General features: G+C 64.5%; 26 protein-coding genes. 15 read left to right on the top strand and 11 right to left on the bottom strand.

Translation table 11 applies throughout. From position 1 onward, the window contains the following. Positions 1 to 206 precede the first annotated feature (206 nt). The 5 genes from ABIB99_RS35885 to recQ all read left to right on the top strand — a co-directional run bounded on the left by ABIB99_RS35885 (position 207) and on the right by recQ (position 7,421). Positions 207 to 1,781: an amidase family protein gene (locus tag ABIB99_RS35885; protein WP_354180238.1), complete on the top strand. Its 1,575-nt coding sequence runs from the start codon at positions 207 to 209 to the stop codon at positions 1,779 to 1,781. 306 nt (positions 1,782 to 2,087) lie between these two features. Further along, positions 2,088 to 3,389 (top strand): O-acetylhomoserine aminocarboxypropyltransferase/cysteine synthase family protein, encoded by a 1,302-nt coding sequence (locus tag ABIB99_RS35880; RefSeq protein ID WP_354180236.1) that lies wholly within the window; start codon positions 2,088 to 2,090, stop codon positions 3,387 to 3,389. A gap of 12 nt (positions 3,390 to 3,401) precedes the next feature. Then, positions 3,402 to 4,403 (top strand): homoserine O-succinyltransferase MetA, encoded by a 1,002-nt coding sequence (gene metA / locus ABIB99_RS35875; protein ID WP_354180234.1) that lies wholly within the window; start codon positions 3,402 to 3,404, stop codon positions 4,401 to 4,403. 105 nt (positions 4,404 to 4,508) lie between these two features. Beyond that, complete coding sequence (locus ABIB99_RS35870; protein WP_354180232.1) at positions 4,509 to 5,252, top strand: polysaccharide deacetylase family protein; 744 nt, start codon at positions 4,509 to 4,511, stop codon at positions 5,250 to 5,252. A gap of 303 nt (positions 5,253 to 5,555) precedes the next feature. Then, positions 5,556 to 7,421, top strand: coding sequence for a DNA helicase RecQ (gene recQ, locus ABIB99_RS35865; protein ID WP_354180230.1), 1,866 nt, complete (start codon positions 5,556 to 5,558; stop codon positions 7,419 to 7,421). Between the two features lie 104 nt (positions 7,422 to 7,525). Here recQ and ABIB99_RS35860 read toward each other — a convergent pair whose 3' ends face one another. Beyond that, positions 7,526 to 8,539, bottom strand: coding sequence for a 1-aminocyclopropane-1-carboxylate deaminase (locus ABIB99_RS35860; RefSeq protein WP_354180336.1), 1,014 nt, complete (start codon positions 8,537 to 8,539; stop codon positions 7,526 to 7,528). Positions 8,540 to 8,702: 163 nt separating this feature from the next. On the opposite strand from ABIB99_RS35860, the gene ABIB99_RS35855 reads away from it, so the two are divergent. From ABIB99_RS35855 to ABIB99_RS35845, 3 genes are all read left to right on the top strand, one after another. Further along, entirely contained in the window at positions 8,703 to 9,167 is a 465-nt protein-coding gene (locus ABIB99_RS35855; protein WP_038943290.1) for an Lrp/AsnC family transcriptional regulator, read from the top strand. Between the two features lie 106 nt (positions 9,168 to 9,273). Continuing rightward, positions 9,274 to 10,437, top strand: a complete 1,164-nt coding sequence (locus tag ABIB99_RS35850; RefSeq protein WP_354180228.1) for a PLP-dependent cysteine synthase family protein — start codon at positions 9,274 to 9,276, stop codon at positions 10,435 to 10,437. A 110-nt stretch (positions 10,438 to 10,547) separates the two neighbouring features. Further along, positions 10,548 to 11,108, top strand: coding sequence for a carboxymuconolactone decarboxylase family protein (locus ABIB99_RS35845; RefSeq protein WP_354180226.1), 561 nt, complete (start codon positions 10,548 to 10,550; stop codon positions 11,106 to 11,108). Here ABIB99_RS35845 and ABIB99_RS35840 read toward each other — a convergent pair. Together ABIB99_RS35840 and ABIB99_RS35835 are read right to left on the bottom strand one after the other, a co-directional pair. Next, complete coding sequence (locus tag ABIB99_RS35840) at positions 11,077 to 11,325, bottom strand: nucleotidyl cyclase domain-containing protein (RefSeq protein ID WP_354180224.1); 249 nt, start codon at positions 11,323 to 11,325, stop codon at positions 11,077 to 11,079. The genes ABIB99_RS35845 and ABIB99_RS35840 overlap by 32 nt on opposite strands. After that, complete coding sequence (locus tag ABIB99_RS35835) at positions 11,325 to 11,621, bottom strand: hypothetical protein (protein ID WP_247314694.1); 297 nt, start codon at positions 11,619 to 11,621, stop codon at positions 11,325 to 11,327. The genes ABIB99_RS35840 and ABIB99_RS35835 overlap by 1 nt, the downstream gene beginning before the upstream one ends. A gap of 181 nt (positions 11,622 to 11,802) precedes the next feature. On the opposite strand from ABIB99_RS35835, the gene ABIB99_RS35830 reads away from it, so the two are divergent. After that, positions 11,803 to 12,051, top strand: a complete 249-nt coding sequence (locus ABIB99_RS35830) for a hypothetical protein (RefSeq protein ID WP_063986016.1) — start codon at positions 11,803 to 11,805, stop codon at positions 12,049 to 12,051. 98 nt (positions 12,052 to 12,149) lie between these two features. Here the strand turns inward: ABIB99_RS35830 and ABIB99_RS35825 are convergent, their stop codons facing one another. After that, positions 12,150 to 13,085 carry an alpha/beta hydrolase gene (locus ABIB99_RS35825; RefSeq protein ID WP_354180219.1) on the bottom strand — a complete coding sequence of 312 codons (936 nt, stop codon included), beginning with the start codon at positions 13,083 to 13,085 and terminating at the stop codon, positions 12,150 to 12,152. Between the two features lie 103 nt (positions 13,086 to 13,188). On the opposite strand from ABIB99_RS35825, the gene ABIB99_RS35820 reads away from it, so the two are divergent. After that, positions 13,189 to 14,076: a branched-chain amino acid aminotransferase gene (locus ABIB99_RS35820; RefSeq protein WP_354180217.1), complete on the top strand. Its 888-nt coding sequence runs from the start codon at positions 13,189 to 13,191 to the stop codon at positions 14,074 to 14,076. A gap of 21 nt (positions 14,077 to 14,097) precedes the next feature. On the opposite strand, the gene ABIB99_RS35815 is transcribed toward ABIB99_RS35820, so the two are convergent. Together ABIB99_RS35815 and phaR are read right to left on the bottom strand one after the other, a co-directional pair. Beyond that, the gene (locus ABIB99_RS35815) at positions 14,098 to 14,715 is read right to left on the bottom strand and encodes a class I SAM-dependent methyltransferase (RefSeq protein WP_354180215.1); all 618 of its coding nucleotides are present in this window, start codon (positions 14,713 to 14,715) and stop codon (positions 14,098 to 14,100) included. A gap of 103 nt (positions 14,716 to 14,818) precedes the next feature. Next, a complete protein-coding gene (gene phaR / locus ABIB99_RS35810; protein WP_063980558.1) occupies positions 14,819 to 15,418 on the bottom strand; it encodes a polyhydroxyalkanoate synthesis repressor PhaR in 600 nt (199 codons plus the stop codon). Between the two features lie 304 nt (positions 15,419 to 15,722). On the opposite strand from phaR, the gene ABIB99_RS35805 reads away from it, so the two are divergent. The 3 genes from ABIB99_RS35805 to yddG all read left to right on the top strand — a co-directional run bounded on the left by ABIB99_RS35805 (position 15,723) and on the right by yddG (position 18,843). Then, positions 15,723 to 16,901, top strand: a complete 1,179-nt coding sequence (locus ABIB99_RS35805) for an acetyl-CoA C-acetyltransferase (protein WP_063986017.1) — start codon at positions 15,723 to 15,725, stop codon at positions 16,899 to 16,901. 246 nt (positions 16,902 to 17,147) lie between these two features. Further along, positions 17,148 to 17,873, top strand: a complete 726-nt coding sequence (gene phbB, locus ABIB99_RS35800) for an acetoacetyl-CoA reductase (protein ID WP_085403614.1) — start codon at positions 17,148 to 17,150, stop codon at positions 17,871 to 17,873. Between the two features lie 100 nt (positions 17,874 to 17,973). Further along, positions 17,974 to 18,843, top strand: a complete 870-nt coding sequence (yddG, locus tag ABIB99_RS35795; protein ID WP_063986018.1) for an aromatic amino acid exporter YddG — start codon at positions 17,974 to 17,976, stop codon at positions 18,841 to 18,843. Positions 18,844 to 18,894: 51 nt separating this feature from the next. Here the strand turns inward: yddG and ABIB99_RS35790 are convergent, their stop codons facing one another. Then, positions 18,895 to 19,317 carry a cupin domain-containing protein gene (locus ABIB99_RS35790; RefSeq protein WP_063980559.1) on the bottom strand — a complete coding sequence of 141 codons (423 nt, stop codon included), beginning with the start codon at positions 19,315 to 19,317 and terminating at the stop codon, positions 18,895 to 18,897. A 23-nt stretch (positions 19,318 to 19,340) separates the two neighbouring features. Then, on the bottom strand, positions 19,341 to 20,108 hold the full coding sequence (gene gloB, locus ABIB99_RS35785; protein ID WP_063980560.1) for a hydroxyacylglutathione hydrolase: 768 nt from the start codon (positions 20,106 to 20,108) through the stop codon (positions 19,341 to 19,343). A gap of 107 nt (positions 20,109 to 20,215) precedes the next feature. Here gloB and ABIB99_RS35780 point away from each other — a divergent pair, with 107 nt between their 5' ends. Continuing rightward, positions 20,216 to 20,956: a class I SAM-dependent methyltransferase gene (locus ABIB99_RS35780; RefSeq protein ID WP_354180211.1), complete on the top strand. Its 741-nt coding sequence runs from the start codon at positions 20,216 to 20,218 to the stop codon at positions 20,954 to 20,956. Between the two features lie 58 nt (positions 20,957 to 21,014). Here ABIB99_RS35780 and ABIB99_RS35775 read toward each other — a convergent pair whose 3' ends face one another. Together ABIB99_RS35775 and prmC are read right to left on the bottom strand one after the other, a co-directional pair. Then, positions 21,015 to 21,809, bottom strand: coding sequence for a DUF4167 domain-containing protein (locus tag ABIB99_RS35775; protein ID WP_071908504.1), 795 nt, complete (start codon positions 21,807 to 21,809; stop codon positions 21,015 to 21,017). Between the two features lie 464 nt (positions 21,810 to 22,273). Beyond that, entirely contained in the window at positions 22,274 to 23,170 is an 897-nt protein-coding gene (prmC, locus tag ABIB99_RS35770; RefSeq protein ID WP_354180208.1) for a peptide chain release factor N(5)-glutamine methyltransferase, read from the bottom strand. A gap of 90 nt (positions 23,171 to 23,260) precedes the next feature. Here prmC and ABIB99_RS35765 point away from each other — a divergent pair, with 90 nt between their 5' ends. Further along, positions 23,261 to 23,686 (top strand): HIT family protein, encoded by a 426-nt coding sequence (locus ABIB99_RS35765; RefSeq protein ID WP_354180206.1) that lies wholly within the window; start codon positions 23,261 to 23,263, stop codon positions 23,684 to 23,686. 135 nt (positions 23,687 to 23,821) lie between these two features. Here the strand turns inward: ABIB99_RS35765 and ABIB99_RS35760 are convergent, their stop codons facing one another. Further along, positions 23,822 to 24,763 carry a DUF5996 family protein gene (locus ABIB99_RS35760; RefSeq protein WP_071908501.1) on the bottom strand — a complete coding sequence of 314 codons (942 nt, stop codon included), beginning with the start codon at positions 24,761 to 24,763 and terminating at the stop codon, positions 23,822 to 23,824. Between the last annotated feature and the right edge of the window lie 49 nt (positions 24,764 to 24,812).

The following is a 24,812-nucleotide window of genomic DNA, read 5'->3' as shown; positions in this document are numbered from 1 at the left end:
GCACAATCTTGATGACACAATCTTGGCGGTGGTTTGTTCCACTATTCAACCAGTATATGGGTCAGGACAGCGGGGCCAAAGGTTCATGCGCGTCACTCGCGCCGGCCCGTGGCAGAGCGTCGCGGCGACGCGCCATGCAGAAACGCGCCTGTACACGCTCGCGTGATCTCCATAACCTCCGCCGCGCAATTTTTTGGAGATGCGGCGTGGCGAAGAAGACGGCGACGAAGAAGAAAAGTGTTGCAAGGAAAGTAACGAAGACCTCGGTCAAGGCGAGCACCGCCCGCAAGGTGGCCGTTGCGAAGGCGGCCAAGAAGACGGTCAAGAAGCCGGCACCGCGTAAGGCGGCCACGGCACGCCGTCCGAAAGGTCCGGTCTGGCAATGGTCGGCGGTCGATACCGCAGCCACGATCCGCAACGGCGCAATCTCCGCGGTCGAGACCGTCGAAGCGCATCTCGAACGGATGCGCGCCGTCAATCCGCGGCTGAACGCGGTTGTCGTCGATCTCAGCGAGGAAGCACTGAAGGCTGCGCATGCGGCCGACAAGCAGCGCGCCAGGGGCGGCGCGCTCGGCCTGCTGCACGGCGTGCCCATCACCATCAAGGAGAATGTCGACTACGAAGGCCGGCCGAATTTCAACGGCGTGCCCGCCAACAAGGATTTTGTCGCGCCGTCGGACTCGCCCGTGGTGCGCAATCTCAAGAAAGCCGGCGCGATCGTCATCGGCCTCACCAACACGCCGGAATTCTCCTTCCGCGGCTTCACCGACAATCCGCTGCACGGGCTGACGCTGAACCCCTGGGACCCGAACATCACCTGCGGCGGTTCTTCGGGGGGCGCCGGCTCGGCGGTTGCGGCCGGCATCGGCACCATCGCCCATGGCAACGACATCGGCGGCTCGCTGCGCTGGCCGGCGCATTGCAACGGCGTTGCCACCATCAAGCCGACGCAGGGCCGGATCCCTGCCTTCAACGGAAGCGCAACGGCGGAGCGGCCGATGCTGGCGCATCTGATGTCGGCGCAGGGTCCGCTCGCCCGTCACGTCGGCGACGTCCGCCTCGCGCTCGATGTGATGAGCCAGCGCGATCCGCGCGATCCCTGGTGGGTGCCGGCGCCGCTGGCCGGGCCGAAGCCGAAGGGACCGATCAAGGTCGCACTGGCCAGGATCCCGGAGGATATGGACGTCGATCCGTCCGTCCGCGCGGCGCTGCGGCAGGCCGCCGATCACCTGGAGCGTTCCGGCTATCGCGTGACCGAGGTCGATGTCCCCGACATCGACGGCGTCTGGCAGACCTGGTGCGACATCATCACCAACGAGACCGTGGTGATGCAGGAGGCCGGCATGCTCAAGGTGACGTCCGAGGACTTCCACAAGGCCTGGGGCGGCATGAAGACCAAGGCCAATGTGCTCGATCTCAAGGCCTGGATGCAGGCGACGGCCGCACGCAACGGTCATATCCGCGCCTGGCAATTATTCTTCGAGGAGTATCCGGTCGTGCTGGCGCCGACCACGGTGAAACCGACGCCGGGACCGCGCGACGACACCGTCAGCGCCGATCGCGTGAAGGAAATTTTCTGGGGCGAGATCCGCTTCATCTCCGCCATCAACGTGCTGGGCCTGCCCGGCGCGGTGGTGCCGGTGGCCCTGCATGACGGCAAGCCGATCGGCGTGCAGCTGATCGCCGGCCGCTATCGCGAGGACCTCGCGCTCGATGCGGCGGCCGCGATCGAGAAGCGCGGCGGAGTGCTCGCTCACCGGCTCTGGGAGACGATGGAATAAGGTGAAAATCCCACCCTCTCCCACGACGAGGGGAGAGGGTGGTATAGGCGGCCTTCGGCCGCCGTCCTTGGAACGCCGATGCTTTGCATCGGCTATGGCGCAGCGGCGAGGCTAATGCGTACGAATTCATTAATCCAATTCGATTCAAGTTTTAGCCAATTCACCAACAATCGTTAGGGTTACTTCCTCGATCTCTAGGCGAATTATTGTCCGCTTTACCACCCGCCTCTAACAGAGGAACGGCGGACAACGCACATGCCTCATACAGGCCAATAAGTGCGGCCCGCTCCACGCGGAGGTGGCACGATGCGCAACGAGACGATCGCTATTCACGCCGGCTACGAGCCCGAAGCCACCACGCACGCGGTTGCGGTGCCGATCTACCAGACCGCGGCCTATGCCTTCGACAGCGCCGATCACGGCGCCGCGCTCTTCAATCTCGAGGCTGAGGGTTTTCGCTACAGCCGCATCGCCAATCCGACCAGCGCGGTGCTGGAGAAGCGTATCGCGCAGCTCGAAGGCGGCGTCGGCGCGCTCGCGGTTGCGACCGGCCAGGCTGCGCTGCATTTCGCCTTCGTCAACGTCGCCGATCACGGCGGCAACATCGTTTCCGTGCCGCAGCTCTACGGCACCACGCACACGCTGCTCTCGCACATCCTGCCGCGGCAGGGCATCACCGGCCGTTTCGCCGAGAGCGACAAGCCGGATGCGATCGCAAAACTGATCGACGAGAACACACGCGCCGTGTTCGCCGAGACCATCGGCAATCCCGCCGGCAATGTCTGCGACATCGAGGCTCTCGCCAAGATCGCGCATGCGCACGGCGTGCCGCTGATCGTGGACAACACGGTTGCGACCCCGATCCTGCTCAAGCCGTTCGATTACGGCGCCGACATCGCCGTGCATTCGCTGACCAAGTTTCTGGGCGGCCACGGCACCACGCTGGGCGGGGCCATCGTCGATTCCGGAAACTTCCCCTGGGCCAAGCACGCCGACCGCTTCCCCGGCTACAACAAGCCTGACGCCTCCTATCACGGCCTCGTCTATGCCGAGCGCTTCGGCAAGACCGCCTATATCGAGCGCGCGCGGAGTATCTATCAGCGCACCATGGGCTCGGTGCTGTCGCCGTTCAACGCCTTCCTGCTGCTCCAGGGCATCGAGACCGTCGCGCTGCGCATGGAGCGCCATGTCGAGAACGCGCGCAAGGTCGCCGAATTCCTGCGCAAGGACTCGCGCGTTGCCTGGGTCAACTACACCGGCTTCCCGGACAGCCCCTATTACTCGCTCGTTCAGAAATACCTCGACGGTAATGCTTCCTCGCTGTTCACCTTCGGCATCAAGGGTGGCATGGAGGCCGGCAAGACCTTCTACGATGCGCTGAAGCTGATCACGCGCCTGGTCAATATCGGCGATGCCAAGTCGCTGGCGTGCCATCCGGCCTCGACCACGCACCGGCAGATGTCGGCGGAGCAGCAGCGCGTCGCCGGCGTGCTGCCGGAGACGATCCGCCTATCGATCGGCATCGAGCATTCCGCAGATATCATCGAGGACATCGACCAGGCGCTCGAGAAGGCCTGCCCATCGGCCCGCCTCCAGGCTGCGGAGTAGGCGACGGCGCCGATGACGATCTTGATCGACAGGGATCAAGGTATATCGAGCCCGGCGCTGGTGCCGGCCGAGGGCGATCTCGCGCGCGACCACGGTTTCGCCGATCTCACGATCGGTCTGATCAACAACATGCCGGATCCGGCGCTGAAGGCGACCGAGCGGCAGTTCATGCGGCTGCTCCAGGCGGCTGCAGGTCCGCGCCGCATCCGTTTCCATTGTTTCTCGCTGCCCTCGGTGAAGCGGTCACCCGAGGCGAAGTGGCATGTCGAAAGCGAATATTCGGAACTCAGCGAGCTCAGGCACCACAAGTTCGACGGGCTGATCGTAACCGGCGCTGAGCCGGTCGCGCCCGAGCTCGACCAGGAGCCGTATTGGCGCGACCTCACCGAGCTGATCGACTGGGCCAAGGTCAACACGCGCTCGACGATCTGGTCGTGCCTCGCCGCGCATGCGGCGGTGCTGCATCTCGACAGCATCGCGCGGCGGCGGCTCCCGGCCAAATGTCACGGCATTTTCGACTGCGAAGCTGCGATGAACGATGCGCTGACGCGCGCTGCGCCTGCGCCCCTCAAGGTCTCGCATTCGCGCCTGAACGAGATCACCGAGAGCGACCTCACGCAGGCCGGCTATCAGGTGCTGACGCGCTCGACAAAGGCCGGCGTCGATATCTTCGTCAGGCAATATGCCAGCCGCTTCGTATTCTTCCAGGGCCACCCGGAATACGATGCGCTCTCGCTTCAGCGCGAATATCTGCGCGACATCGGCCGCTATCTCGCGCGCGAGCGCGAGGCTTATCCGCACCTGCCCGTGAGCTATTTTGACGCAGCGACCGAAGGGAAGCTCGCCCGCTTCGAGAAGAAGGCGGCCCACCAGCGCCACCCGGCGCTCACCAATGAACTGCCTGCGCTGAATCTGCGCGCCGATATCGCCGCCGGCAGCGCCGCGGCGGCGCTTTTCCGCAACTGGCTGCAATATCTCGGTGCGGAAGCCGATATTTCGGTCCTGGCACGCTAGACGAAGGGCGTTGGTTCCGCATTAGGATTACCCGGGCGTTAGGCTTGCCTCTACCAGCGCACGAATGTTTCAGTAGAGAAATAGGGAACCGCAGGAAACGCAGTCGTGTGGTCGGCACTCCAGGGACGCGTGAGCAATCGGCTGGCCCGGCATTTCCGTGCCGCGCCGCACCGGCTGCCTGCGCATGCGCCGATGGTGAGCTTCACGTTTGACGACGCGCCCGATAGCGCCGCAGGCGAGGGCGCCGCGCTTCTGGAGACGCATGGCGGCCGCGGCACCTATTACCTCGCCGGCAGCCTGATCGATCGTCCGTCGGATCACTGGCACGGTCTGTCGAATGCCGCGATCGTACGGCTTCACCGGGCCGGTCACGAGATCGCCTGCCATACCTTTTCGCACCAGAGCTCGGCCGATCTCGACGAGGCCGCCATGGCGCGCGAGATCGAGCGTAACCGCAGCCATTTCCACGCCATCGATTCCTCGATCGTGCTGGAGAACTTCGCCTATCCCTATGGAATCGCCTCGATCTGGCGCAAGCCGCAGCTTGCCAAGGCTTTTCGCTCGGCGCGCGGCATCCTTCCCGGCGTCAATCGCGACGTCATCGACCTCCAGTTCCTACGCGCCTCGCCTCTGGTCGATCGCGAGATCGATATTGCGGGCGTCGATCGCTATTTCGACGAGGCGGTGGCGAGCGGCGGATGGCTGATCTTCTACGGCCACGACGTCGCCGACGCGCCAAGCCCCTACGGCTGCACGCCGCACCTGATGCGCCATGCGCTGGAGGCGGCCGGGAAGCGCGACATGCCGATCGTGACGGTGGCGGAAGCGCTGCGACGAATCGGGGCGTAGCTTTCTTCTTCCTTCTCCCCTTGCGGGAGAAGGTGGCATAGGCGGCCTTCGGCCGCCGTTCCTAGGAACGCCGAAGCAAAGCTTCGGCTATGGCGCCGGATGAGGGGTATGTCTCCACAGAGCAAGCTTTACCGAATCCGTGGAGAGATACCCCTCACCCGTCTCGCCGCTACGCGGCGATCCACCCTCTCCCGCAAGGGGAGAGGGGAAGAGTCCTGCCTGCCATCCAAACAGTCTTGCCATGCCCGCGCGGTCATGCGACTGGCCTTGTGACGAATCCTACGGCCTTGCACCGACGCACCCATGTCCGCACCTTCCACCGCCCCGCTGCCTGCGCCGGCCAACGGCCGCGACGCGCTGTCGGTGCTGCATTCGGTGTTCGGCCTGCCGGAGTTCCGTGGTGCACAGGGCGAGATCATCCGGCACGTCACGGATGGCGGCAATTGCCTGGTCCTGATGCCGACCGGCGGCGGCAAGTCGCTGTGCTATCAATTGCCGTCACTGCTGCGCGAAGGTTGCGGTATCGTGGTGTCGCCGCTGATCGCGCTGATGCGCGACCAGGTTGCCGGCCTGCTCGAGGCCGGGGTCAACGCCGCCGCGCTGAACTCGTCGTTGACGCTGCAGGAAGCTTCTGACATCGAGCGCCGCCTGATCGCGGGCGATCTCGACCTGCTCTATGTCGCGCCGGAACGCCTGGTGACGCCGCGCTGCCTGTCGCTGCTGGCGCAGGCGAAGGTCGCGCTGTTCGCGATCGACGAGGCGCATTGCGTCTCGCAATGGGGCCATGACTTCCGCCCCGAATATGTCGGCCTCTCCATCATCGCCGAACGTTTTCCGAACGTTCCGCGCATCGCGCTGACCGCGACCGCCGACGAGCTGACCCGCAAGGAGATCGTCGAGCGCCTCCGGCTCGCCGACAGCCCGCAATTCGTCTCCAGCTTCGACCGCCCGAATATCCGCTACGAGATCGTCGACAAGCGCAACGCAGTGTCGCAGCTGAAAGAATTCATCCGGGAGCGGCATGCCGGCGACGCCGGCGTGGTCTATTGCTTGTCGCGCAATCGCGTCGAGGAGGTTGCCGCCGCGCTCGACGACGCCGGCATTGCGGCGCTGCCTTATCACGCCGGGCTCGACAGCAGCATACGCTCGCGCAACCAGGACCGGTTCCTCAACGAGGACGGCATCGTCATCGTCGCGACCATCGCCTTCGGCATGGGCATCGACAAGCCCGACGTCCGCTTCGTCGCCCATCTCGATCTGCCCAAGAGCATCGAGGCCTATTATCAGGAGACGGGGCGCGCCGGCCGCGACGGCAAGCCGTCGGCGGCCTGGATGGCCTATGGTCTCTCCGACATCGTGCAGCAGCGCCGCATGATCGACGAGTCCAGTGGTTCTGACGATTTCAAGCGGGTGTCGATCGGCAAGCTCGACGCACTGGTCGGCCTCGCCGAGACCGCGCAGTGCCGGCGCAAGCGGTTGCTCGGCTATTTCGGCGAGGCCGTGGACGGCGAGACCTGCGGTAATTGCGACAACTGCCTGACGCCACCGAAGATGCGCGACGGCAAGGTGCTGGCGCAGAAGCTGCTGTCCTGCGCCTATCGCACCGGGCAGCGTTTCGGTGCGATGCAGCTGATCGACGTCCTGATTGGCCGCCTCACCGAAAAGGTGACGCAGTTCGGCCACGACAAATTGTCCGTGTTCGGCATCGGGCGCGAGCTGAACGAGAAGCAGTGGCGCACGGTGCTGCGGCAGCTGGTGGCGATGGGGCATTTGTACAGCGACAGCGAGGCGTTCGGCGCGCTGAAGCTGACGGAGAGCGCGCGCGGCGTGCTACGTGGCGAGACCGAGGTGTGGCTGCGCGAGGAGGCGCCGGGTACGCGCGTTCGCGCGAGCCGGACGAAATCCCGCCGTGGCGACCTCGCGCCTTCGGCCAACGCGCCGCAGGGCGATGTCGATCCCGAATTGCGTGCGCGGCTGAGGTCCTGGCGTTCGGACATCGCGCGCGAACGCGGCGTGCCGGCCTATGTCGTGCTGCACGATGCGACCATCGACGGCATCGTCCGGGCGTCGCCGACGACGCTCGACGAGCTCCGCAACGTGCCCGGCATCGGCGACAAGAAGCTCGAGCATTACGGCGACGAGCTGCTCCAGATCGTCAAGACGCGGTAGGTCATCCTGACCCGTAGCCCGGATGGAGCGAAGCGCAATCCGGGGAAGTCTTTCCGTATTGTACAAGTCCCGGATTACGCTTCGCTCCATCCGGGCTACAGACCTCAGCCGTTCCGGAATGCGTAACCGTAGCCGTTGAGCGCCGGCGCGCCGCCGAGATGGGCGTAGAGAATCTTTGCGCCCTTTTCGAAATGGCCCTTCTGGGTCAGGTCGATCAGGCCTTGCATCGATTTGCCCTCATAGACAGGGTCGGTGATCATCGCCTCTAACCGTGCCGTGAGGCGGATCGCTTCCTTGGTCTCTTCCGACGGCACGCCATAGGCGGGATAGGCGTAGTCCTCGATCAGCACGACGTCGTCTTCGACGATATCCTTGCCGAGCTCAACGAGCTTGGCGGTGTTCCGCGCGATCGAGAGCACCTGCGCCTTCGTTTGCGCCGGCGTGAACGAGGCGTCGATGCCGATCACCTTTCGCGCGCGGCCGTCGGCGGCGAAGCCGACCAGCATGCCGGCATGGGTGGAGCCGGTGACGGTGCAGACCACGATGTAGTCGAACTTGAAGCCGAGCTCGGCTTCCTGCTTGCGCACTTCCTCGGCGAAGCCGACATAGCCGAGCCCGCCGAATTTGTGCACGGATGCGCCGGCGGGAATCGCATAGGGCTTGCCGCCCGCCGCCTTCACCTCCTCGATCGCCTGCTCCCAGCTCTTGCGGATGCCGATGTCGAAGCCGTCGTCGACCAGACGCACGTCGGCGCCCATGATGCGCGACAGCATGATGTTGCCGACGCGGTCATAGACGGCGTCCTCGTGCGGGACCCAGGCTTCCTGCACCAGGCGGCACTTCATGCCGATCTTGGCGGCGACCGCTGCGATCATGCGGGTGTGGTTGGACTGCACGCCACCGATCGAGACCAGCGTGTCGGCGTTCGAGGCGATCGCGTCGGGGATGATGTATTCGAGCTTGCGCAGCTTGTTGCCGCCATAGGCGAGCCCGGAATTGCAGTCCTCGCGCTTGGCATAGATCTCGACATTGCCGCCGAGATGCTTCGACAGCCGCTCCAGCTTCTCGATGGGCGTCGGGCCGAAGGTCAGCGGATAGCGCGTGAATTTGTCCAGCATCATTGGGTCATCCCGATTGGCGTTGAATTGGCTCAAGCGCCTAGCACTGCAGTGGACAAATGTGCTTTCAAATATTGCGCAGTAACTGTCGTAAAGCTTGCAGTATAGCGTCCAATAGATCTACTTTCTTCCGAACTAGAGCCAAATATCGAAAGCTTCTTCCATGGCTGCCCGACTCGACCGCACTGACCTCAAGATGTTGAGATTGCTGCAAAATAACGGCCGGCTGAGTAACGCCGAGCTGGCCGAAACCGTCGCCATCAGCCCCGCCACCTGCCATCGCCGCACCCAGCGCCTGTTCGAAGACGGCTTCATCGCCGCGGTCCGCGCCATGGTCGCGCCGAAGAAGGTGGCGAAGGGCACGCTGGTGATGGTCGGCGTCGTGCTCGACCGCTCGACCCCGGAGAGTTTTGCCACCTTCGAGCAGGCGATCACCCGGCTGAAATGCGTGCTCGACTGCCATCTCGTCGCCGGCGACTTCGACTATTTCCTCAAGATCCGCGTCGGCGACATGGAGGATTTCAACCGCATTCATGGCGAGCAGCTGATCGCGCTGCCCGGCGTGCGCCAGACCCGCACCTTCTTCGTGATGAAGGAGGTCGTCGACAACGCGCCGCTGGAGTTTTGAGCCATAGCGTTTTCCAGCGAAGTGGAAACCGGTTCGCGTCATAAAACGCGTCAAAACAAAATCCAGTGCACTTGATGCGCGATCCGCATCATGGGAGATTCAGGCGATGCAGACATTCCCCTTCCGCCATCTCAATCCGGCCGGGCCGGCCTATCGGCGCGGTTGGGTGGACGAGGCCGTCGCCGCGATCGAGGCCGACCAGTGCCGCACGGCCGACACGCATCTGATCCGGCTGATCGTGCCGGCGCTATCAGGCATCGACATCTATCTCAAGGATGAGTCCACGCATCCGACCGGCAGCCTGAAGCACCGCCTTGCGCGCTCGCTGTTCCTCTACGCGCTCTGCAACGGCCACATCCGCGAAGGCACGCCTGTGGTCGAGGCCTCGTCGGGATCGACGGCGGTGTCGGAAGCCTATTTCGCGCAGATGATCGGCGTGCCCTTCTACGCCGTGATGCCGCGCACGACCTCGGCGGAGAAGATCGCCGCGATCGAGCATTATGGCGGCAACTGCCACCTGATCGACGACGGCCGCGCGCTCTACGCGGAAGCCGCCGCGCTCGCTACCCGGCTGAACGGCCACTACATGGACCAGTTCACCTTCGCCGAGCGCGCCACCGACTGGCGTGGCAACAACAACATCGCCGAATCCATCTTCACGCAATTGGCGGGCGAGCCGCGTCCGATTCCCGACTGGATCGTCATGGGTGCGGGCACCGGCGGCACCTCGGCCACCATCGGACGCTACTTGCGCTATCGCCAGTATCCGACACGGCTGTGCGTCGCCGATGTCGAGCATTCCGCCTTCTTCGACTGTTTCCGCACGCAGGACCGTTCCCATGTTTGCGAACGTCCATCGCTGATCGAGGGCGTCGGCCGGCCGCGCTGCGAACCCTCCTTCGTCCCCGGCGTGGTCGACCGCATGATGAAGATCCCGGATGCGGCAACGATCGCGGCGATGAACGTGCTGTCGCGCCGTCTGCGCCGCGCGGTCGGAGGCTCCACCGGCACCAACTTCCTGGCACTGTGCCGCCTCGCCTCGGAGATGCGACAGGCGAACGTATCAGGGTCGCTGGTGACGCTGATCTGCGATTCCGGCGAGCGCTACCGGCAGACCTATTACGAGCCCGAATGGCTGAAGGGGCGCGGCCTCGATCCTGCGCCGTTCGAGGCGGCCCTGTCGTCGTTCCTCACGACGGGCGAGCCACTGACGCTCGATGTCGACGACGTCGCAAATCCGCAGATCGTACCAAGCCCCGAGGCATCCTAGCCGACGTTTCCCTGCCACTTCCAAAATGGCACGACCGTCACGGCAACTTCACTTGCCTTGCACGCACACGCGGGTGAGCTTCGCCTCTTCTCAACGAGGAGATCCCCGCCGTGCGCCTTCCCATTCTCGATCCGAAAGATCTGACCGACGAACAGAAGCCCCTCTATGACGACATGCGAGCCGGCATCAAGGACCACTTCAAGGGCTTCGTGAACATGCGCAACGACGGCGCGCTGCTGGGGCCGTGGAATCCCTGGATCCGCGAGCCGCGTTTCGGCAAGCCGGTGTGGGAGCTGGTCAAGGCAATCGCATCGAACCCGCTGCTGCCGGCCCCGGTGCGCGAGGTCGCGATCCTCGTCACCGGCTCGCATTTCCGCTCCGGCTACGAGCTCTATGCTCATGTGCTCGTTGCCGAGCAGCGCGGCCTCTCCGACGAGAAGCTCGCGACCATCGTCGCGGGGCAGCGGCCGGTCGATCTCACCAAGCAGGAAGCCGTCGCCTACGACGTGGCGTCCGCATTGGTCAGCGGCGGCGTGCTGCCGGAATTGACCTGGCGCGCCGCGGTGAAGGAGTTCGGCGAGCACGGCGCGGCCGAGCTGTCCTATCTCGTCGGCGTCTACTGCATGGTCTCGGTCACGCTCAACACGTTTGACGTGCCGGTGCCAGAGTAGACGCTGCTTCGACGATCACTCCGCCGCCTTGCTTACAGGCGGCGGGGGCGCCCAGGCGATGCAGCGATTGCGGCCTTCGGCCTTGGCCCTGGTAGAGCGCATGATCGGCCGCGCCCATCGGCGCGTCGATGCCGGACATGCTGACGGTGGCTGCCGCCATGCCGATGCTCATGGTGAGGCCGAACTGAACCTTGTCGGCAAAGACCTGCGCGCTCATCACGCGCTTGCGGACGCCGCCGGCAAACCGCTCGGCAGCGTCGTGCCTCTGCGTACCGCCAGCGCTTCGAATGCGGCCGACAATGATGTGTTGCCGAAGCCGAGCCCGAGCGTGACGGCGGGGATCGTCGCATAGATCGTACGAAGATCGAGGTAGATGTTGGGGACATCGGGCTTTGCCGGCGCGTCGTCCTCATCGTCGGCAGCGAAGGCAGTGCCTGCCGAGATCGTCAGACAAAGCAGTCCCATCGCGACAGCGCGCGAAGCCTGGCGATGCGATGGGTTGTGATGGGACACGTGACAATCCGACGCGTGGCGATTTGATGACGGAACCGTTGTTGGATGGAACGTGATCGCTCGGGTGGTCAATCGGTATCCGTAAGCGATGGACGGCACGGATGTGCGCGGCTACCCTGCCGTGATCGCACTGACACACGCGCCGGCCGGAGTGCGGGCCGGACATTGGAAGGACACAGCCATGAACACGTCACGCCGCATCCTGCTCACTGGTCTGGCGGGCCTCGCTGTCGCTCCGACCGCGGCGGCGGCTAGCGTACCGTCGGCCGAGCCTGGCGACGTGACGGTCGCCGAAGAGCGATTCGCGCGCACGATTGCCGCCGCCCATGCCCCTGACGTCAGCTGCGCACGGCAGGCCGAGCGCTATGCGGATGCGCATTGGCTGGAATATGTCGTGGCGGCGCGGGCCGTGCTCGGCGCGCGCGCGTGATGCTTTCTTCCCTTCTCCCCTTGCGGGAGAAGGTGGCGCGAAGCGCCGCTACGCGGCGATCCACCCTCTCCCACAGGGGGAGAGGGTAAGAAAGCGCCTCATTTCTCCACCGCCCGCCGAACCTGTTCGCCGATCTGCGACAGCACGAGCTGCGCCTGCGGCAGGATCGCGCCCATGGCGTGGAAATTGTGGACCATGCCGTCATGGCAGACATGCTCGACCGCGACACCCGCGGCGAGCAGCTTGCGCGCATAGGCATTGCCCTCGTCGCGCATCGGATCGAATTCGGCGGTGTGGATGATCGCGGTCGGCAGGCCTGCAAGCCGCGTCGCGCGCAAGGGCGAGATGCGGGGGTTGGCGGTGTCGATGCCATCAGGCAGGTAATCAGCGAGATCGGCTTCGATGGTGGCGCGATCGATCAGATGGCCTTCGGCGAATGCCTCGCGTGAAGGCGAGGTCTCCTCGAAATCCAGCACCGGGCAGATCAGGCATTGCGCGACGATCGAGAGGCCGGCGGTCTGCATCGCTTCCTGGCACACGATCGCCGCGAGCGTGGCGCCGGCGGAATCGCCGCCGACCACCAGACGTTCGGCGTCGATGCCCAGCGACGGGGCTTGCCGCGCGACCCACTCCGTGGCCGCGATCGCATCAATGACGGCAGCAGGAAATTTGTACTCAGGCGCGAGCCGGTAATCGACCGAGACGAGGCGACAGCCGGTTACATGCGCCAGCGCCGCCGCGATGCGGTCATGCGTCGCAATGCTGCCGGCCACGAGCCCGCCGCCATGAAAGAACACGAAGCCCGGCGCGTGGTCGCCGGCTGATGCGGGCGAATAAAGGCGATAGGGCAGCTCTCCGCCGGGACTCGGAAACGTGCCGTCGGCGGTGGTCACATCCGGCGCATCAGTGCGTGCAAACTGCATCAGCTTGGCCAGCGACTGCCGCCGTGCCTCGACGCTCGGCCGGCTCCGCCCCTGCGGGGCGGCCGCAGCCATCATGGTCAACAAACGCCTTGCAAGCGGATCGAGCGGCATGGATCCTTCTCCCTCGTCGGAGAGGGTAACGCACCATATCCCAGCAGGGAATCATTTAGACATTGGGACAATAGTGCCCGGGTATGTCCAAGGGAGGCCGGTCATGGCCGAGATCAAGAAACCGATTGAATATTCGCCGAGCTGGACCTTCTTCGAGGGCAAATGGCACGACGGTAACGTGCCGATCATGGGCCCGCGCACGCATGCGGCCTGGCTCGGCTCGGTCGTGTTCGACGGTGCGCGCGCGTTCGAGGGCGTCGCGCCCGACCTCGACCGTCACGTCGCCCGCGCCAACCAATCCGCGATCAATTTTGGCCTGAAGCCGGTGGTCGACACCGGCACCTGGCTTTCGCTCGCACACGAAGGCATCGCGCGCTTCGCCGCGAAGGCCGAGCTGTACGTCCGCCCGATGTACTGGGCGCAGAACGGTTCGGGCGGCGGCGTGCTGTTCGACCCCGAGACGACCAATTGGTGCCTGTGCATCTACGAGGCGCCGATGCCGAAACCGGTCGGCAACGCCATCACGCTGTCGCCGTTCCGCAGGCCCACCGCCGAATGCGCGCCGGTCGAGGCGAAGGCCGCCTGTCTCTATCCGAACAATTCGCGCGCGCTCGCGGAAGCCGCCGGGCGCGGCTTCCAGAACGCGCTGATGCTCGACATGCTCGGTAATGTCGCGGAGTTCGGCAACTCCAACGTGTTCATGGCCAAGGACGGCGTGGTCTACACGCCGGTCCCGAACGGCACGTTCCTGAACGGCATCACGCGCCAGCGCGTCATCAGCCTGCTGCGCGGCGAGGGCGTTACCGTGGTCGAGAAGACGCTGCGCTATGCCGACTTCCTCGCTGCCGACGAGATTTTCTCGACCGGCAATTTCGCCAAGGTAGCCCCCGTCATCCGCATCGACGATCGCGAGCTGAAGCCGGGCCCGCTCTACACCAAAGCGCGCAAGCTCTATTGGGACTTTGCGCATGCGGTGAAGCTGGCGGCGTAGGGCGCCGCACTTTCCTTCGTCCTAGCCGCGTCGCTTAAACCGGCTGAACTGAAACGCCTGGGTCGACTTCCACGGCGTGTGATGCGTCTCGCTCCGGGTCTCGATCAGCTCGAACTCCGGCCCAAGCTCCGCAGCAAGGCTCGCGCTATCGTGCCGCTGCACCGGAAGGCCGCTGCATTTCTCCGGGCCATCAAGCGCAAATGTCGCGATGATGGCGTGGCCGTCGGGCGTAATCGCCGACCGCAGGCGCTCGACGTAAGCGGCCCTGTCGCGCGGATCGGTCAGGAAGTGGAATGCCGCGCGATCGTGCCAGAGGTTGTAGCTGCGCCCCGGCCGCCATGTCGTGGCGTCGGCAACGATCCAGTCGACTGCTGAAGCGGCGCGGCCGATTCGTTTCTTCGCCGCTTCAAGCGCGTTGGCGGAGAGATCCAGCACGGCGAGGTCGCGGTATCCGTCCCGCAGGAGAGCGTCCACCAGCCGCGAAGCACCGCCGCCGATGTCGATGATGGCGGCGCCATGGTCAGGACAGGCCGAGCGGATCATCTCGAGCGAGATCGCCGGGCTGTCCTGAAACCAGCTCACCTCGGCCTCGCCCTTGGTGGCGTAGACGTTGTCCCAGTGGGTGCTGCGGTCGGACATGGCGGCTCCGGCCTGGCCGGGACGACAGCGCGCAAGTCGCGCTGCTATGAACCGGCGGCCCGCGCGCCCGCCGCAGGTGGACGCGCCGGCGCGAACGAAATCCCTACTCGTCCTTCTTCGACATCCGCTCGAGGCGTTCCTGCATGTCCTTCATCTGCTGACGCAGGTCGTCGATGTTGCTGCTGTCCGTCGGCGCCGCAGCGCTTGCGTCGGCCTCCGGTTCGGGGCTGGTCGCCGGACGGCCCGCGTTGGGGGCAAACGGCTTGAACATCGAGAAGGTCTGCTGGAACAGCTCCATGTTGCGGCGGACCTGTTCTTCCAACGGAGCAAAAGGAGTGCCGGAGAGCGAGTTGGCGATCTGCTTGCGGAACTTCTCCTGCTCCTGGGTCAGCGTCGCGATCGACTGCTCCAGATATTTCGGCACCACCATCTGCATGCTGTCGCCGTAGAAGCGGATGAGCTGGCGCAGGAAGGTGGTCGGCAGCAGGTTCTGGCCGGCCTTGTTCTCCTGCTCGAAGATGATCTGGGCGAGCACGGAGCGGGTGATGTCGTCGCCGGTCTTGGCGTCGTAGACCAGGAAATCCTCTCCGTCCTTGACCATGGCGGCGAGGTCTTCGAGCGTCACGTAGGTGCTCGTTCCGGTGTTATAGAGCCGGCGGTTCGCGTATTTCTTGATGGTGGTGGGTTGGTCTGATTTCGCCATGGGCTCTCACTTGCAAGCGCGGAGAACGGGAACCCGGCGGATAATGCCGCAGGGCGGGAAGAGTACGCAACGCAACAAAATAAGCATTTTCAAAGGGGTCACGCTACCGTTTTGTGCGCCACGGTTAATCGGGCAGCAAAAACGTGCTTGCGAAAGCGCCAAGAACGCTATTTTGAATGCGTTGCGGCATGAATTCGGTCGCCGGCCGATTGACATGCCTCAACGACGTTAACAGGATGCCATTCGAGACTGGCGAGCCGTTTCCCCAGCCCCGCCTGCCCCCTTTCAACACCAGGAGATGCCCATGTCAGACGATGTCGTCATCGTCAGCGCCGCCCGCACCCCGGTCGGAAGCTTCAACGGAGCGTTCGCGACCCTTCCCGCCCATGACCTCGGCGCCATCGCTATCAAGGCCGCGCTGGAGCGTGGTGGCATCGAGCCTGGCCGGGTCTCCGAAGTCATCATGGGTCAGATCCTGACCGCGGCTCAGGGTCAGAACCCGGCCCGCCAGGCCTCGATTGCCGCCGGCATTCCGGTGGAGAGCCCGGCCTGGGGCGTCAACCAGCTTTGCGGCTCGGGCCTGCGCACCGTCGCGTTGGGCTACCAGGCGCTGCTCAACGGCGATTCCGAGATCGTGGTCGCCGGCGGCCAGGAATCCATGAGCATGGCTCCGCACGCCCAGTATCTGCGCGGCGGCGTCAAGATGGGCCCGGTCGAGTTCGTCGACACCATGATCAAGGACGGCCTGTGGGATGCCTTCAACGGCTATCACATGGGGAATACGGCCGAGAACGTCGCGCGCCAGTGGCAGATTACCCGAGCCCAGCAGGACGAGTTCGCGGTCCACTCGCAGCAGAAGGCCGAGGCGGCGCAGAAGGCCGGCAAGTTCAACGACGAGATCGTTCCCGTCACCATCAAGACCCGCAAGGGCGACATCGTCGTCAGCGCCGACGAATATCCGCGTCATGGTGCAACGCTCGACGGGATGGCGAAGCTCAAGCCCGCCTTCGAGAAGGAAGGCACGGTCACCGCGGGTTCGGCCTCCGGCATCAACGACGGCGCCGCTGCCGTTGTGCTGATGACGGCAAAGCAGGCCGCCAAGGAAGGCAAGAAGCCGATCGCGCGCATCGTGTCCTGGGCGCAGGCCGGCGTCGATCCGAAGATCATGGGCTCGGGCCCGATCCCGGCCTCGCGCGCCGCGCTGAAGAAGGCCGGCTGGAGCGTCGGCGATCTCGACCTGATCGAGGCCAACGAGGCCTTCGCGGCGCAGGCCTGCGCCGTCAACAAGGATCTCGGCTGGGATACCTCGAAGGTCAACGTCAACGGCGGTGCGATCGCGATCGGCCATCCGGTCGGTGCTTCCGGCGCACGCGTGCTGGTGACGCTGCTGCACGAAATGCAGAAGCGCGATTCGAAGAAGGGCCTCGCCACGCTGTGCATCGGCGGCGGCATGGGTATCGCGATGTGCCTGGCGCGCGACTGAAGCTGACATCTAACTTACGTGTCACTTGCGCGTGCGCTGCACACATAGATGAGTGCATCGCACGCGACTAAAAAGGCGGCGGTTGCAAATCAAATATTCTTCGCAACAGCGCCAGCCTCGACTAAATACAAACGCCCGGCTCGATGCCGGGCGTTTTGTTCTTGATGTCCGTCAAACCAACCGCATAATCCGCATCTAAAACGATCACTCAGAAACGTCCGCAGAGTCCAAGGGAAGGAATACGATATGGCACGTGTTGCACTGGTGACGGGTGGTACGCGGGGCATCGGAGCTGCGATCAGCAAGGCGCTGAAGGCGGCCGGCTACAAGGTCGCGGCAAGCTATGCCGGCAACGATGTGGCGGCGGAGAAGTTCAAGGCTGAGACCGGCATCGCCGTCTACAAATGGGACGTCAGCAATTTCGATGCTTGCGCCGAAGGCGTGAAGAAGGTCGAGGCCGAGCTCGGCCCCGTCGACGTGCTCGTCAACAATGCCGGCATCACCCGGGACACCGCCTTCCACAAGATGACGCTCGAGCAGTGGAACGCCGTGATCAACACCAATCTCGGCTCGCTGTTCAACATGACGCGCCAGGTCATCGAGGGCATGCGCGCGCGCAAGTTCGGCCGCGTCATCTCGATCTCGTCGATCAACGGCCAGAAGGGGCAATTCGGCCAGGTCAACTATTCCGCAGCAAAGGCCGGCGACATCGGCTTCACCAAGGCGCTCGCGATCGAGAACGCCAAGGGCGGCATCACCGTCAACGCGATCGCACCGGGCTACATCAACACCGAGATGGTGCAGGCGGTGCCGAAGGACGTGCTGGAAAAGAACGTGATCCCGCAGATCCCGGTCAACCGTCTCGGCGAACCCGAGGAGATCGCGCGCGCCGTGGTGTTCCTCGCCGCCGATGAGGCCGGCTTCATCACCGGCTCGACGCTGACCATCAATGGCGGCCAGTATCACGCCTGATAGGGCGTCAAGCCTGTAGATTCAGGCGCGACAAGGCGATAGTGAAGACGAAATGCCCGGCCTCGTGCCGGGCATCATCGTCCTCAGGGCCTTTCGATTGATGACCCCGCGCACAGCCACACTGATCGGATTGACCGCGATCCTGATGTGGTCGCTGCTTTCCGTGATGACGGTGGCGACCGGAAAGATTCCGGCGTTCCAGCTCGCCGCCATGACGTTCGCGATCGGCGGTCTCGTCGGCCTCCTCACCTGGGTCGGCCGCGGCGATGCGGCGAGGAGCTTGCGTCAGCCGCTGGTCGTATGGGTCGTCGGCGTCGGTGGCCTGTTCGGCTATCACGCACTGTATTTCCTGGCGCTGCGCTTTGCGCCGCCGGCCGAAGCCGGCCTTTTGAATTACATGTGGCCGCTCCTGATCGTGCTGTTCTCGTCGTTCCTGCCGGGCGAGCGGCTTGCGGTGCATCACATCATTGGTGCCGTGCTCGGCCTCGTCGGCACCGTGCTGCTGTTCGCCGGGAGCACCTCCGGCTTCGCGCCGGGCCAGCTGCCGGGATTGATCGCGGCGTTCATCGCGGCGTTCGTCTGGGCGGCCTATTCGGTGTTGTCGCGGCGATTGAAGGCGGTGCCGACCGATGCGGTCGCGGGCTTCTGCCTTGCCACCGCCGCGCTTGCCGCGCTGATGCATGGTCTGCTTGAAACCACGGTGTGGCCGGAGACGACGCTGCAATGGCTCTCCGTGGCCGCTCTCGGCATCGGCCCCGTCGGCGCCGCGTTCTACGCCTGGGACATCGGTATGAAGCGCGGCGACATCCGCGTGCTCGGCGCCGCATCCTATGCGACGCCGCTGCTCTCGACCGGATTCCTCATCGCCGCCGGTTTTGCAAAAGCCAGCGCGAACATCGCCATCGCCGCGATCCTGATCGCCGGCGGCGGCCTGATCGCGGCGAAGGATATGGTGCTGCGGAAGCGGTGACAGTTGTTGTCGGGCTCGCTGCCATGCGGCGCCAGGGAATGACAGTGCGCCTTACGGCTCCCAGTCCTTCGGCGCGAGCTCGAATTTTGCGAACTCGAATGCGGGCGCCACGGTGCAACCGACCAGCGTCCACTCTCCCATGCTCTCCGCCGTCTGCCAGGCATTCGCCGGCACGATTCCCTGCGGCCGTTCGCCGCTCACAAGGTCCGTGCCGAGCCGCACCTCGTGTTGCGAGCAGCCTTCATGCGCGATGCGCAGCGTCAGCGGGCTGCCGGCGTAGTAGTGCCAGGTCTCCACGGCGTCGATGCGATGCCAATGCGAGCGTTCGCCGCGCGCGAGCAGGAAATAAATGAGGGTCGAGCGCGACCGGCCGTTAGGGTCCGTGGTCTGGTCGCGAAACGTCTCGCGGTAGTGGCCGCCTTCGGGATGCGGGCGGAGTTCGAGGCGTGCGATGATCTCGGCTGCGGTCGGCATCGATCCCCGTCAGGATTTCTTCTTCAGGATTTGTTCTTGCGCTCGCGCAGTTCGCCAAACACCGCGGCAGCGTCCGCGCCCTTCATGTGTAGCCTGGTTGCGACCGATGGTTCATCAGCACGCAGGAACACGTTTGCTCGCTTCTCGTCACCAAGCAGTGATGGAATGGTTGGCCTATTCTCGGCCCGCAGCTTCGCCACTTCCGCCGCGCGTGCCTGGAGCGCCACATTGTCGGGGTCGATGGTGAGCGCGAACTTGACGTTGGACGCGGTGTATTCGTGCCCGCAATAGAGCTTGAAGTCGTCAGGCAGCGCCCGCAGCTTCAGAAGCGAGTCCCACATCATCGGGTAGTCGCCTTCGAACACGCGGCCGCAGCCGATCGAGAACAACGTGTCGGCCGCGAACAGCGTCTTCTCGTTGTCGAACACGTAGGAGATGTGGTCGAGCGTGTGGCCGGGCGTCTCCAGTACGCGCCCCAGCAAGCTGCCGACCTTGACGATGTCGGCATTGGCGACGCGCAGGTCGACGTTGGCGATCTCAGTCGTCTTGTCATGCGGCGCGACGACGCGGCAATTGTATTTCTGCTTGAGTTCGGCGACCCCGCCGACATGATCGCCATGATGATGGGTGATCAGGATGTCGGTGAGCTGCCAGCCCTCGCGCTCAAGCGCCTTCAGGATGGGGCCGGCCTCCGGCGCGTCGATCGACGCCGTCGCCTTGGTTTCCACATCGTGGATCAGATAACCGAAATTGTCGTTTAAACAGGTGAAAGTACGAATTTCGGCGGCCATGTCATCTCCATCGCGCTCAGCCCCGCAGACAAATATGGCGTTAACGTTGCGCAGGCAATGCAATATTCCGGGCGCGGGAGCCGCCTCGTGCATGTTACATTGCCGTCATGACCATTGATGTCGTCGACCTCCGCGAGTTCTACTCCCGTCGCCTCGGGATTGTGGCGCGGCAAATGATCAATCGCGGCATCAGGGAGCGCTGGCCGACCGCCGCGGGCCAGCGTGTGCTCGGCTTCGGCTATCCCACCCCCTATCTCGGCCTGTTCCGCGAGGACGCGGAGCGCTGCATCGCCTTCATGCCGTCGGCGCAGGGCGTCTTGAAATGGCCGACGGGCCGGCCGGCGCTGGCCTCGCTGGTCGATGAATTCTCGCTGCCGCTTCCTGACGCCGCGGTCGACCGGATCCTACTGATTCACGCGCTGGAGATGTCGGACGACCCGGCTGCGCTCTTGCGCGAGGTGTGGCGGGTGCTGTCGCCCTCCGGCCGCGTGATCGCGGTGATCCCGAACCGGCGCGGGGTCTGGACCCGCACCGACAGCACGCCGTTCGGTCACGGCCGGCCCTATTCGCGCTCGCAGATCACCGACCTGTTGCGCCAGACCTGGTTCACGCCGACCGCCTGGGGCGAGGCGTTGTTCATGCCGCCCTATGCCGGCGGCTGGGTGCTGAAATCGGCGCAGGTGTGGGAGCGTGCGGGCGCGGCGCTGTCGTTGCCCTTTGCCGGCGTGCACATTGTCGAGGCGACCAAGCAGGTCTATCGCGCGATCCCCGCCAAGCGCGAGCGCGCGCGGCTGATTCCCTCGTTGAAGCCGGTGCTGGTGCCGTCCTCGACGGTGACGCGCACTTGAAAACAAATCGTCCCGGCGCGAGGCCGGGACGATTGCAGATCAGAATATCGGAAGAAGCTTACTCGCCGGAGGCGACTTCGTCGCTGGAGCCGGCCGGAGCCGCCTCGCGCTCGGGGCGCGGGCCATGCGGCCGGCGGCGCCGCCGCGGAAAGCGTTCGCCGCCACCGCCGCCTTCCAGGCCACCCTGACCGCCATTCGCGGCACTATTCACTTGCGGCTGTGCGCCGGTGATGAAGGAGGGCAGGCGATCGACGCTGCCGGTGTCGGCAACGACGGGCTGCGGCTGGTTCAGCGGCAGCGGCTGCGGCTGATATTGCGGCTGCGCACGATGGTCGCGTTCGCGATGTTCGCGGGGCTGCTGGTTGTCGCGCTGATAGGGCTGCTGGCCGTCACGCGGCTGATGATCACGCTGGTGATCGCGCTGGCCGTCGCGGTCGCGCATGAAGGGCTGTTGCTGCTGCGGCGGCTGCGGGACGAAGCCCGGCTCCTGGCCGAAATTCGAGAAATTCTCGCCGTCGTCCTCGCTGTCGTCGCCGCTGTTGCTGACGGGCTCGTCGCCGCGCGGCTGCTGGTTCTGGCGGAACTGTTCCTGGGCTGCCGCGATCAGGCGGAAATAATGCTCGGCGTGCTGGTAGTAGTTCTCGGCGGCGACCGGGTCGCCGGAAGAGCGCGCATCGCGCGCGAGCTGAAGATATTTTTCGGCGATGTGCGAAGCCGTGCCGCGGATCTTGATGTCGGGTCCGTTCGATTCGTAAACCCGGGTCATCGGGTTCTGGCCGCGCCGGTTGTTGTTGTTGTTATTATTATTGTTATTGCGGTTGCGCATCCGCTGCTTGTTCTGACCGTTTCTCATGTCCTGCCTTTAATTCCAGCCCTAAAGGTTGCACGCATTACTGATTGCTCGGAGTGACCTGATGACAGCGGTTCACATCTCTCATGCGCACCGCGCGCAAGAGCGGCTTGAACCCTGCCGATGTCCGTCGACCGTCGCGTTCAACAAAGACGCGTTCCCCACCCGCCAGCATCCATTGCCAGCGAACCCATTCATATCGCCTGCCGAAACAAGCCCAGCTTTGTTGCGTAAGTCTTCAAGCGCAATATCAGGCTTTCGTTCACTTTGCGGTCGGAGAGCAGCGCAGCTCCAATGGCCATCGCGCTCAACAGGACCTGCGGCTTGGAACCTTTAAATCAGTAAAGCTCTCGCCCGAGAGCCCGGCTTTTGCCCGTAGGTCTACGGGGCCGGCACCGATGTGTTGACCGGAACGTAGTCGTTCCCAAGGGATATTCCAAGAGGTTTTTTGCAACCCAATCCGGCTTTTATGGGGGCATTTTTCGGGCCGAAACCGCCCGCGGGATGCCCGCCAAATCGGCCTTGGGCGGCCTGTCCACAGACAACGCGGCAGCCGTCATCAAGGTTTCAATATCGCGGGCCTGCCCTTGCCCCGCCTCGACGATCAACGCCCCGCCGGGGGCGAGCCGCTCGGCCGCCTGCGGGATCAGGGCGCGGTAGGCGTCATAGCCGTCATTGCCGCCGTCGAGCGCCAGATGCGGATCGTGCTCGCGCACGTCGAGGCTCAGTTTCGGAATTTCCCCTGAGGGAATATAGGGCGGATTCGACACGATGAGATCGAACGGGCCGCGCAGCGCCGCCGCATAGGAGCAAGCGACGAAGCCGGAACGGCCGGCGAGGCCCAGTGCTGCGGCATTGCTCCGCGCAGTGGCGAGCGCGGAGAGGCTGAGATCGGTTCCGACACCGAAGGCATCGGGAATTTCGTGCAGCAGCGCGAGCAGGATCGCGCCGGATCCGGTGCCGATATCCGCGATTCGCGGGCGCGGCCCCGATATCGTGGCCTCCCGAAAGATCTCCAGTGCCAGTTCGACGACGGTCTCGGTGTCCGGCCGCGGTACCAGCGTCGCTTCGGACAGTTGGAACGGCAGGCCCCAGAATTCGCGCGCGCCGAGAATGCGGGCGACCGGCTCATGCGCGAGCCGGCGCTGCGCATAGGCTTCGAGCCGCGCGGCCTCTTCGGGCGTGAGCTGGCGCGCCGCCTGCGTGACGATGCCGGTCAAATCAAGCCTCAGCGCGGCTCCGACGAGCAGGCGCGCGTCGAGGCCGGGCTCTTCGATGCCGGCCGATTGCAGCCGCGCCGCAAGCGCGCGCCGCGCACTCTCGATGCTGTGTCCGGAATCGAAACCTGTCGCCAATGGAGCCATCCTGCCTGGTGTCGTGGATAGATCGGCGGCATTGCTTGCGTCAACGGAAAGGAGCGCGTCTGATCGCACCTCGCAGCGAGCGAGGGGTTCATGACGGCTTACGACGATCAGAACGTCTTCGCAAAGATCCTGCGCGGCGAGATTCCCTGCTTCGAGGTTTTCAGGGACGACCGCAGCCTCGCCTTCCTCGACATCATGCCGCGCTCGCCCGGACATACGCTGGTCATTCCCCGGGCGCCGGCGCGCGGCATCCTCGACATCGCGGATGACGATCTCGCCGCGGTCGCCCGAACCGGCAAGCGCATCGCGATTGCGGCGATGAAGGCGTTCGACGCCGAGGGTATCATCCTGCAGCAGTTCAGCGAACCGGCGAGCGGGCAGGTGATCTTCCACCTGCACATGCACGTCATGCCGGTCAGGGCCGGAATCGAGCTGCTGCCGGCGCAGACGCGCAAGGAAGACATGGCCGTGCTCGCCGATCACGCCAAGCGGATGATTGCGGCGCTTGGCAGTTGATCGAGATAGCGCTGCAGCAAGACCGTAGGACGGGTAGAGCTGTTGCGAAACCCATCATCGAGACAAACTCGAAATCGACTGGCGCAGCTTCGCTCCACCGAAACTGCGAGCCAGCGATCTTTCATCGAACCTTCATCAGTTCCTGTTCAGCGGGCGGGGTCGAAGGGGAGAGCCAATCGGACATTCGAGCGCGGCGCGATCCCAGCGTCCGACATCAGCTGCTGCCTGATAGGTGGTTTGCAGAAACGCCATGAGCGTGGCCTCTGGCTCGCTGGATTTTCGCACAAGGTCGTAGGGCAGGAGATATTCGCCGAGCTTCCGATCGAAGTATGCGCCCGCCGGCATGACCTGTCCGTCAGCAAAGCCATTCGGGGTGGGGTAGGCATAGGAGTAGAAAGCCGCAAAGTCTGTGCCACCTCCGCCCGGCCAAAAGCCGGCGGACGAGACCTCATCGCTATAGGCCTCGCGTGTCACGACGTCCGGCAAACCCGGGACGCCACCCGGGTGAAGCGGAGCGGAACGCCCAGAGAAGCGCGTCACCGCGAGATCGAAGCTGCCCCAGAAGAGATGGACCGGACTGACCTTCCCGGTGAACCCCGTCCGAAACCGATAAAACACTCCGTTGATCGCGACGAGGGCGCGGAAGAACCGCGTCACGGCGTCTGCGTCATAGGGCCTGATCTGGCGGTCCTCCGTGAACGGGATCGGATCTGGAACCTCACTGGGCCGACCATCAAATTCTGGTGTTCCGCCGAGATGTCCTACCAAATCACAGAACCGGGCGTGAAATTCGGCGACGGACATTCGCCCGAGCGGCATTTCCGCTCTGCACCCATCGGCTGCTTCTCCGATCAGGACGTGACGGGAGAGATCGAAGACGATCTCGATACCTGATGCGTCTGGAATCAGCGAAGTCGTGAGCCCGCGTGCATTCACGTAGAAGGTCGCGTGCCAGGAATGGTTGACCCATGGCGTTCTCGCGAGCCGATACTTGCCGACAATCTGGCAGTACAGATGAAGCGCGGAACAGGTTTCGCGCCATGCCTCGAAGGGAATCTCCGGCCAGATCGCGCTCATAGCGTCTCCTCCCTCAGGTTTGGTTCGGCTTGGCAAGACCTCACCTCGG

Source organism: Bradyrhizobium sp. LA6.1, assembly GCF_040547805.1.
GTDB classification, from domain to species: Bacteria; Pseudomonadota; Alphaproteobacteria; order Rhizobiales; family Xanthobacteraceae; genus Bradyrhizobium; species Bradyrhizobium barranii.
This window is presented reverse-complemented; position numbering and strand designations above follow the sequence as displayed.

What these genes read in the sequence shown, in the direction of transcription:
- yddG (WP_063986018.1), top strand. Translation starts at nt 17,974, where the DNA reads ATGACCCCGCGCACAGCCACACTGATCGGATTGACCGCGATCCTGATG.
- ABIB99_RS35820 (WP_354180217.1), top strand. Translation starts at nt 13,189, where the DNA reads ATGGCCGAGATCAAGAAACCGATTGAATATTCGCCGAGCTGGACCTTC.
- ABIB99_RS35760 (WP_071908501.1), bottom strand. Translation starts at nt 24,763, where the DNA reads ATGAGCGCGATCTGGCCGGAGATTCCCTTCGAGGCATGGCGCGAAACC.
- ABIB99_RS35765 (WP_354180206.1), top strand. Translation starts at nt 23,261, where the DNA reads ATGACGGCTTACGACGATCAGAACGTCTTCGCAAAGATCCTGCGCGGC.
- ABIB99_RS35860 (WP_354180336.1), bottom strand. Translation starts at nt 8,539, where the DNA reads ATGCTGGACAAATTCACGCGCTATCCGCTGACCTTCGGCCCGACGCCC.
- gloB (WP_063980560.1), bottom strand. Translation starts at nt 20,108, where the DNA reads ATGGCCGCCGAAATTCGTACTTTCACCTGTTTAAACGACAATTTCGGT.
- phaR (WP_063980558.1), bottom strand. Translation starts at nt 15,418, where the DNA reads ATGGCGAAATCAGACCAACCCACCACCATCAAGAAATACGCGAACCGC.
- phbB (WP_085403614.1), top strand. Translation starts at nt 17,148, where the DNA reads ATGGCACGTGTTGCACTGGTGACGGGTGGTACGCGGGGCATCGGAGCT.
- ABIB99_RS35790 (WP_063980559.1), bottom strand. Translation starts at nt 19,317, where the DNA reads ATGCCGACCGCAGCCGAGATCATCGCACGCCTCGAACTCCGCCCGCAT.
- recQ (WP_354180230.1), top strand. Translation starts at nt 5,556, where the DNA reads ATGTCCGCACCTTCCACCGCCCCGCTGCCTGCGCCGGCCAACGGCCGC.
- ABIB99_RS35775 (WP_071908504.1), bottom strand. Translation starts at nt 21,809, where the DNA reads ATGAGAAACGGTCAGAACAAGCAGCGGATGCGCAACCGCAATAACAAT.
- ABIB99_RS35825 (WP_354180219.1), bottom strand. Translation starts at nt 13,085, where the DNA reads ATGCCGCTCGATCCGCTTGCAAGGCGTTTGTTGACCATGATGGCTGCG.
- ABIB99_RS35840 (WP_354180224.1), bottom strand. Translation starts at nt 11,325, where the DNA reads ATGAGCGCGCAGGTCTTTGCCGACAAGGTTCAGTTCGGCCTCACCATG.
- ABIB99_RS35850 (WP_354180228.1), top strand. Translation starts at nt 9,274, where the DNA reads ATGCAGACATTCCCCTTCCGCCATCTCAATCCGGCCGGGCCGGCCTAT.
- ABIB99_RS35780 (WP_354180211.1), top strand. Translation starts at nt 20,216, where the DNA reads ATGACCATTGATGTCGTCGACCTCCGCGAGTTCTACTCCCGTCGCCTC.
- metA (WP_354180234.1), top strand. Translation starts at nt 3,402, where the DNA reads ATGACGATCTTGATCGACAGGGATCAAGGTATATCGAGCCCGGCGCTG.
- ABIB99_RS35815 (WP_354180215.1), bottom strand. Translation starts at nt 14,715, where the DNA reads ATGTCCGACCGCAGCACCCACTGGGACAACGTCTACGCCACCAAGGGC.
- ABIB99_RS35880 (WP_354180236.1), top strand. Translation starts at nt 2,088, where the DNA reads ATGCGCAACGAGACGATCGCTATTCACGCCGGCTACGAGCCCGAAGCC.
- ABIB99_RS35830 (WP_063986016.1), top strand. Translation starts at nt 11,803, where the DNA reads ATGAACACGTCACGCCGCATCCTGCTCACTGGTCTGGCGGGCCTCGCT.
- ABIB99_RS35805 (WP_063986017.1), top strand. Translation starts at nt 15,723, where the DNA reads ATGTCAGACGATGTCGTCATCGTCAGCGCCGCCCGCACCCCGGTCGGA.
- ABIB99_RS35855 (WP_038943290.1), top strand. Translation starts at nt 8,703, where the DNA reads ATGGCTGCCCGACTCGACCGCACTGACCTCAAGATGTTGAGATTGCTG.
- prmC (WP_354180208.1), bottom strand. Translation starts at nt 23,170, where the DNA reads ATGGCTCCATTGGCGACAGGTTTCGATTCCGGACACAGCATCGAGAGT.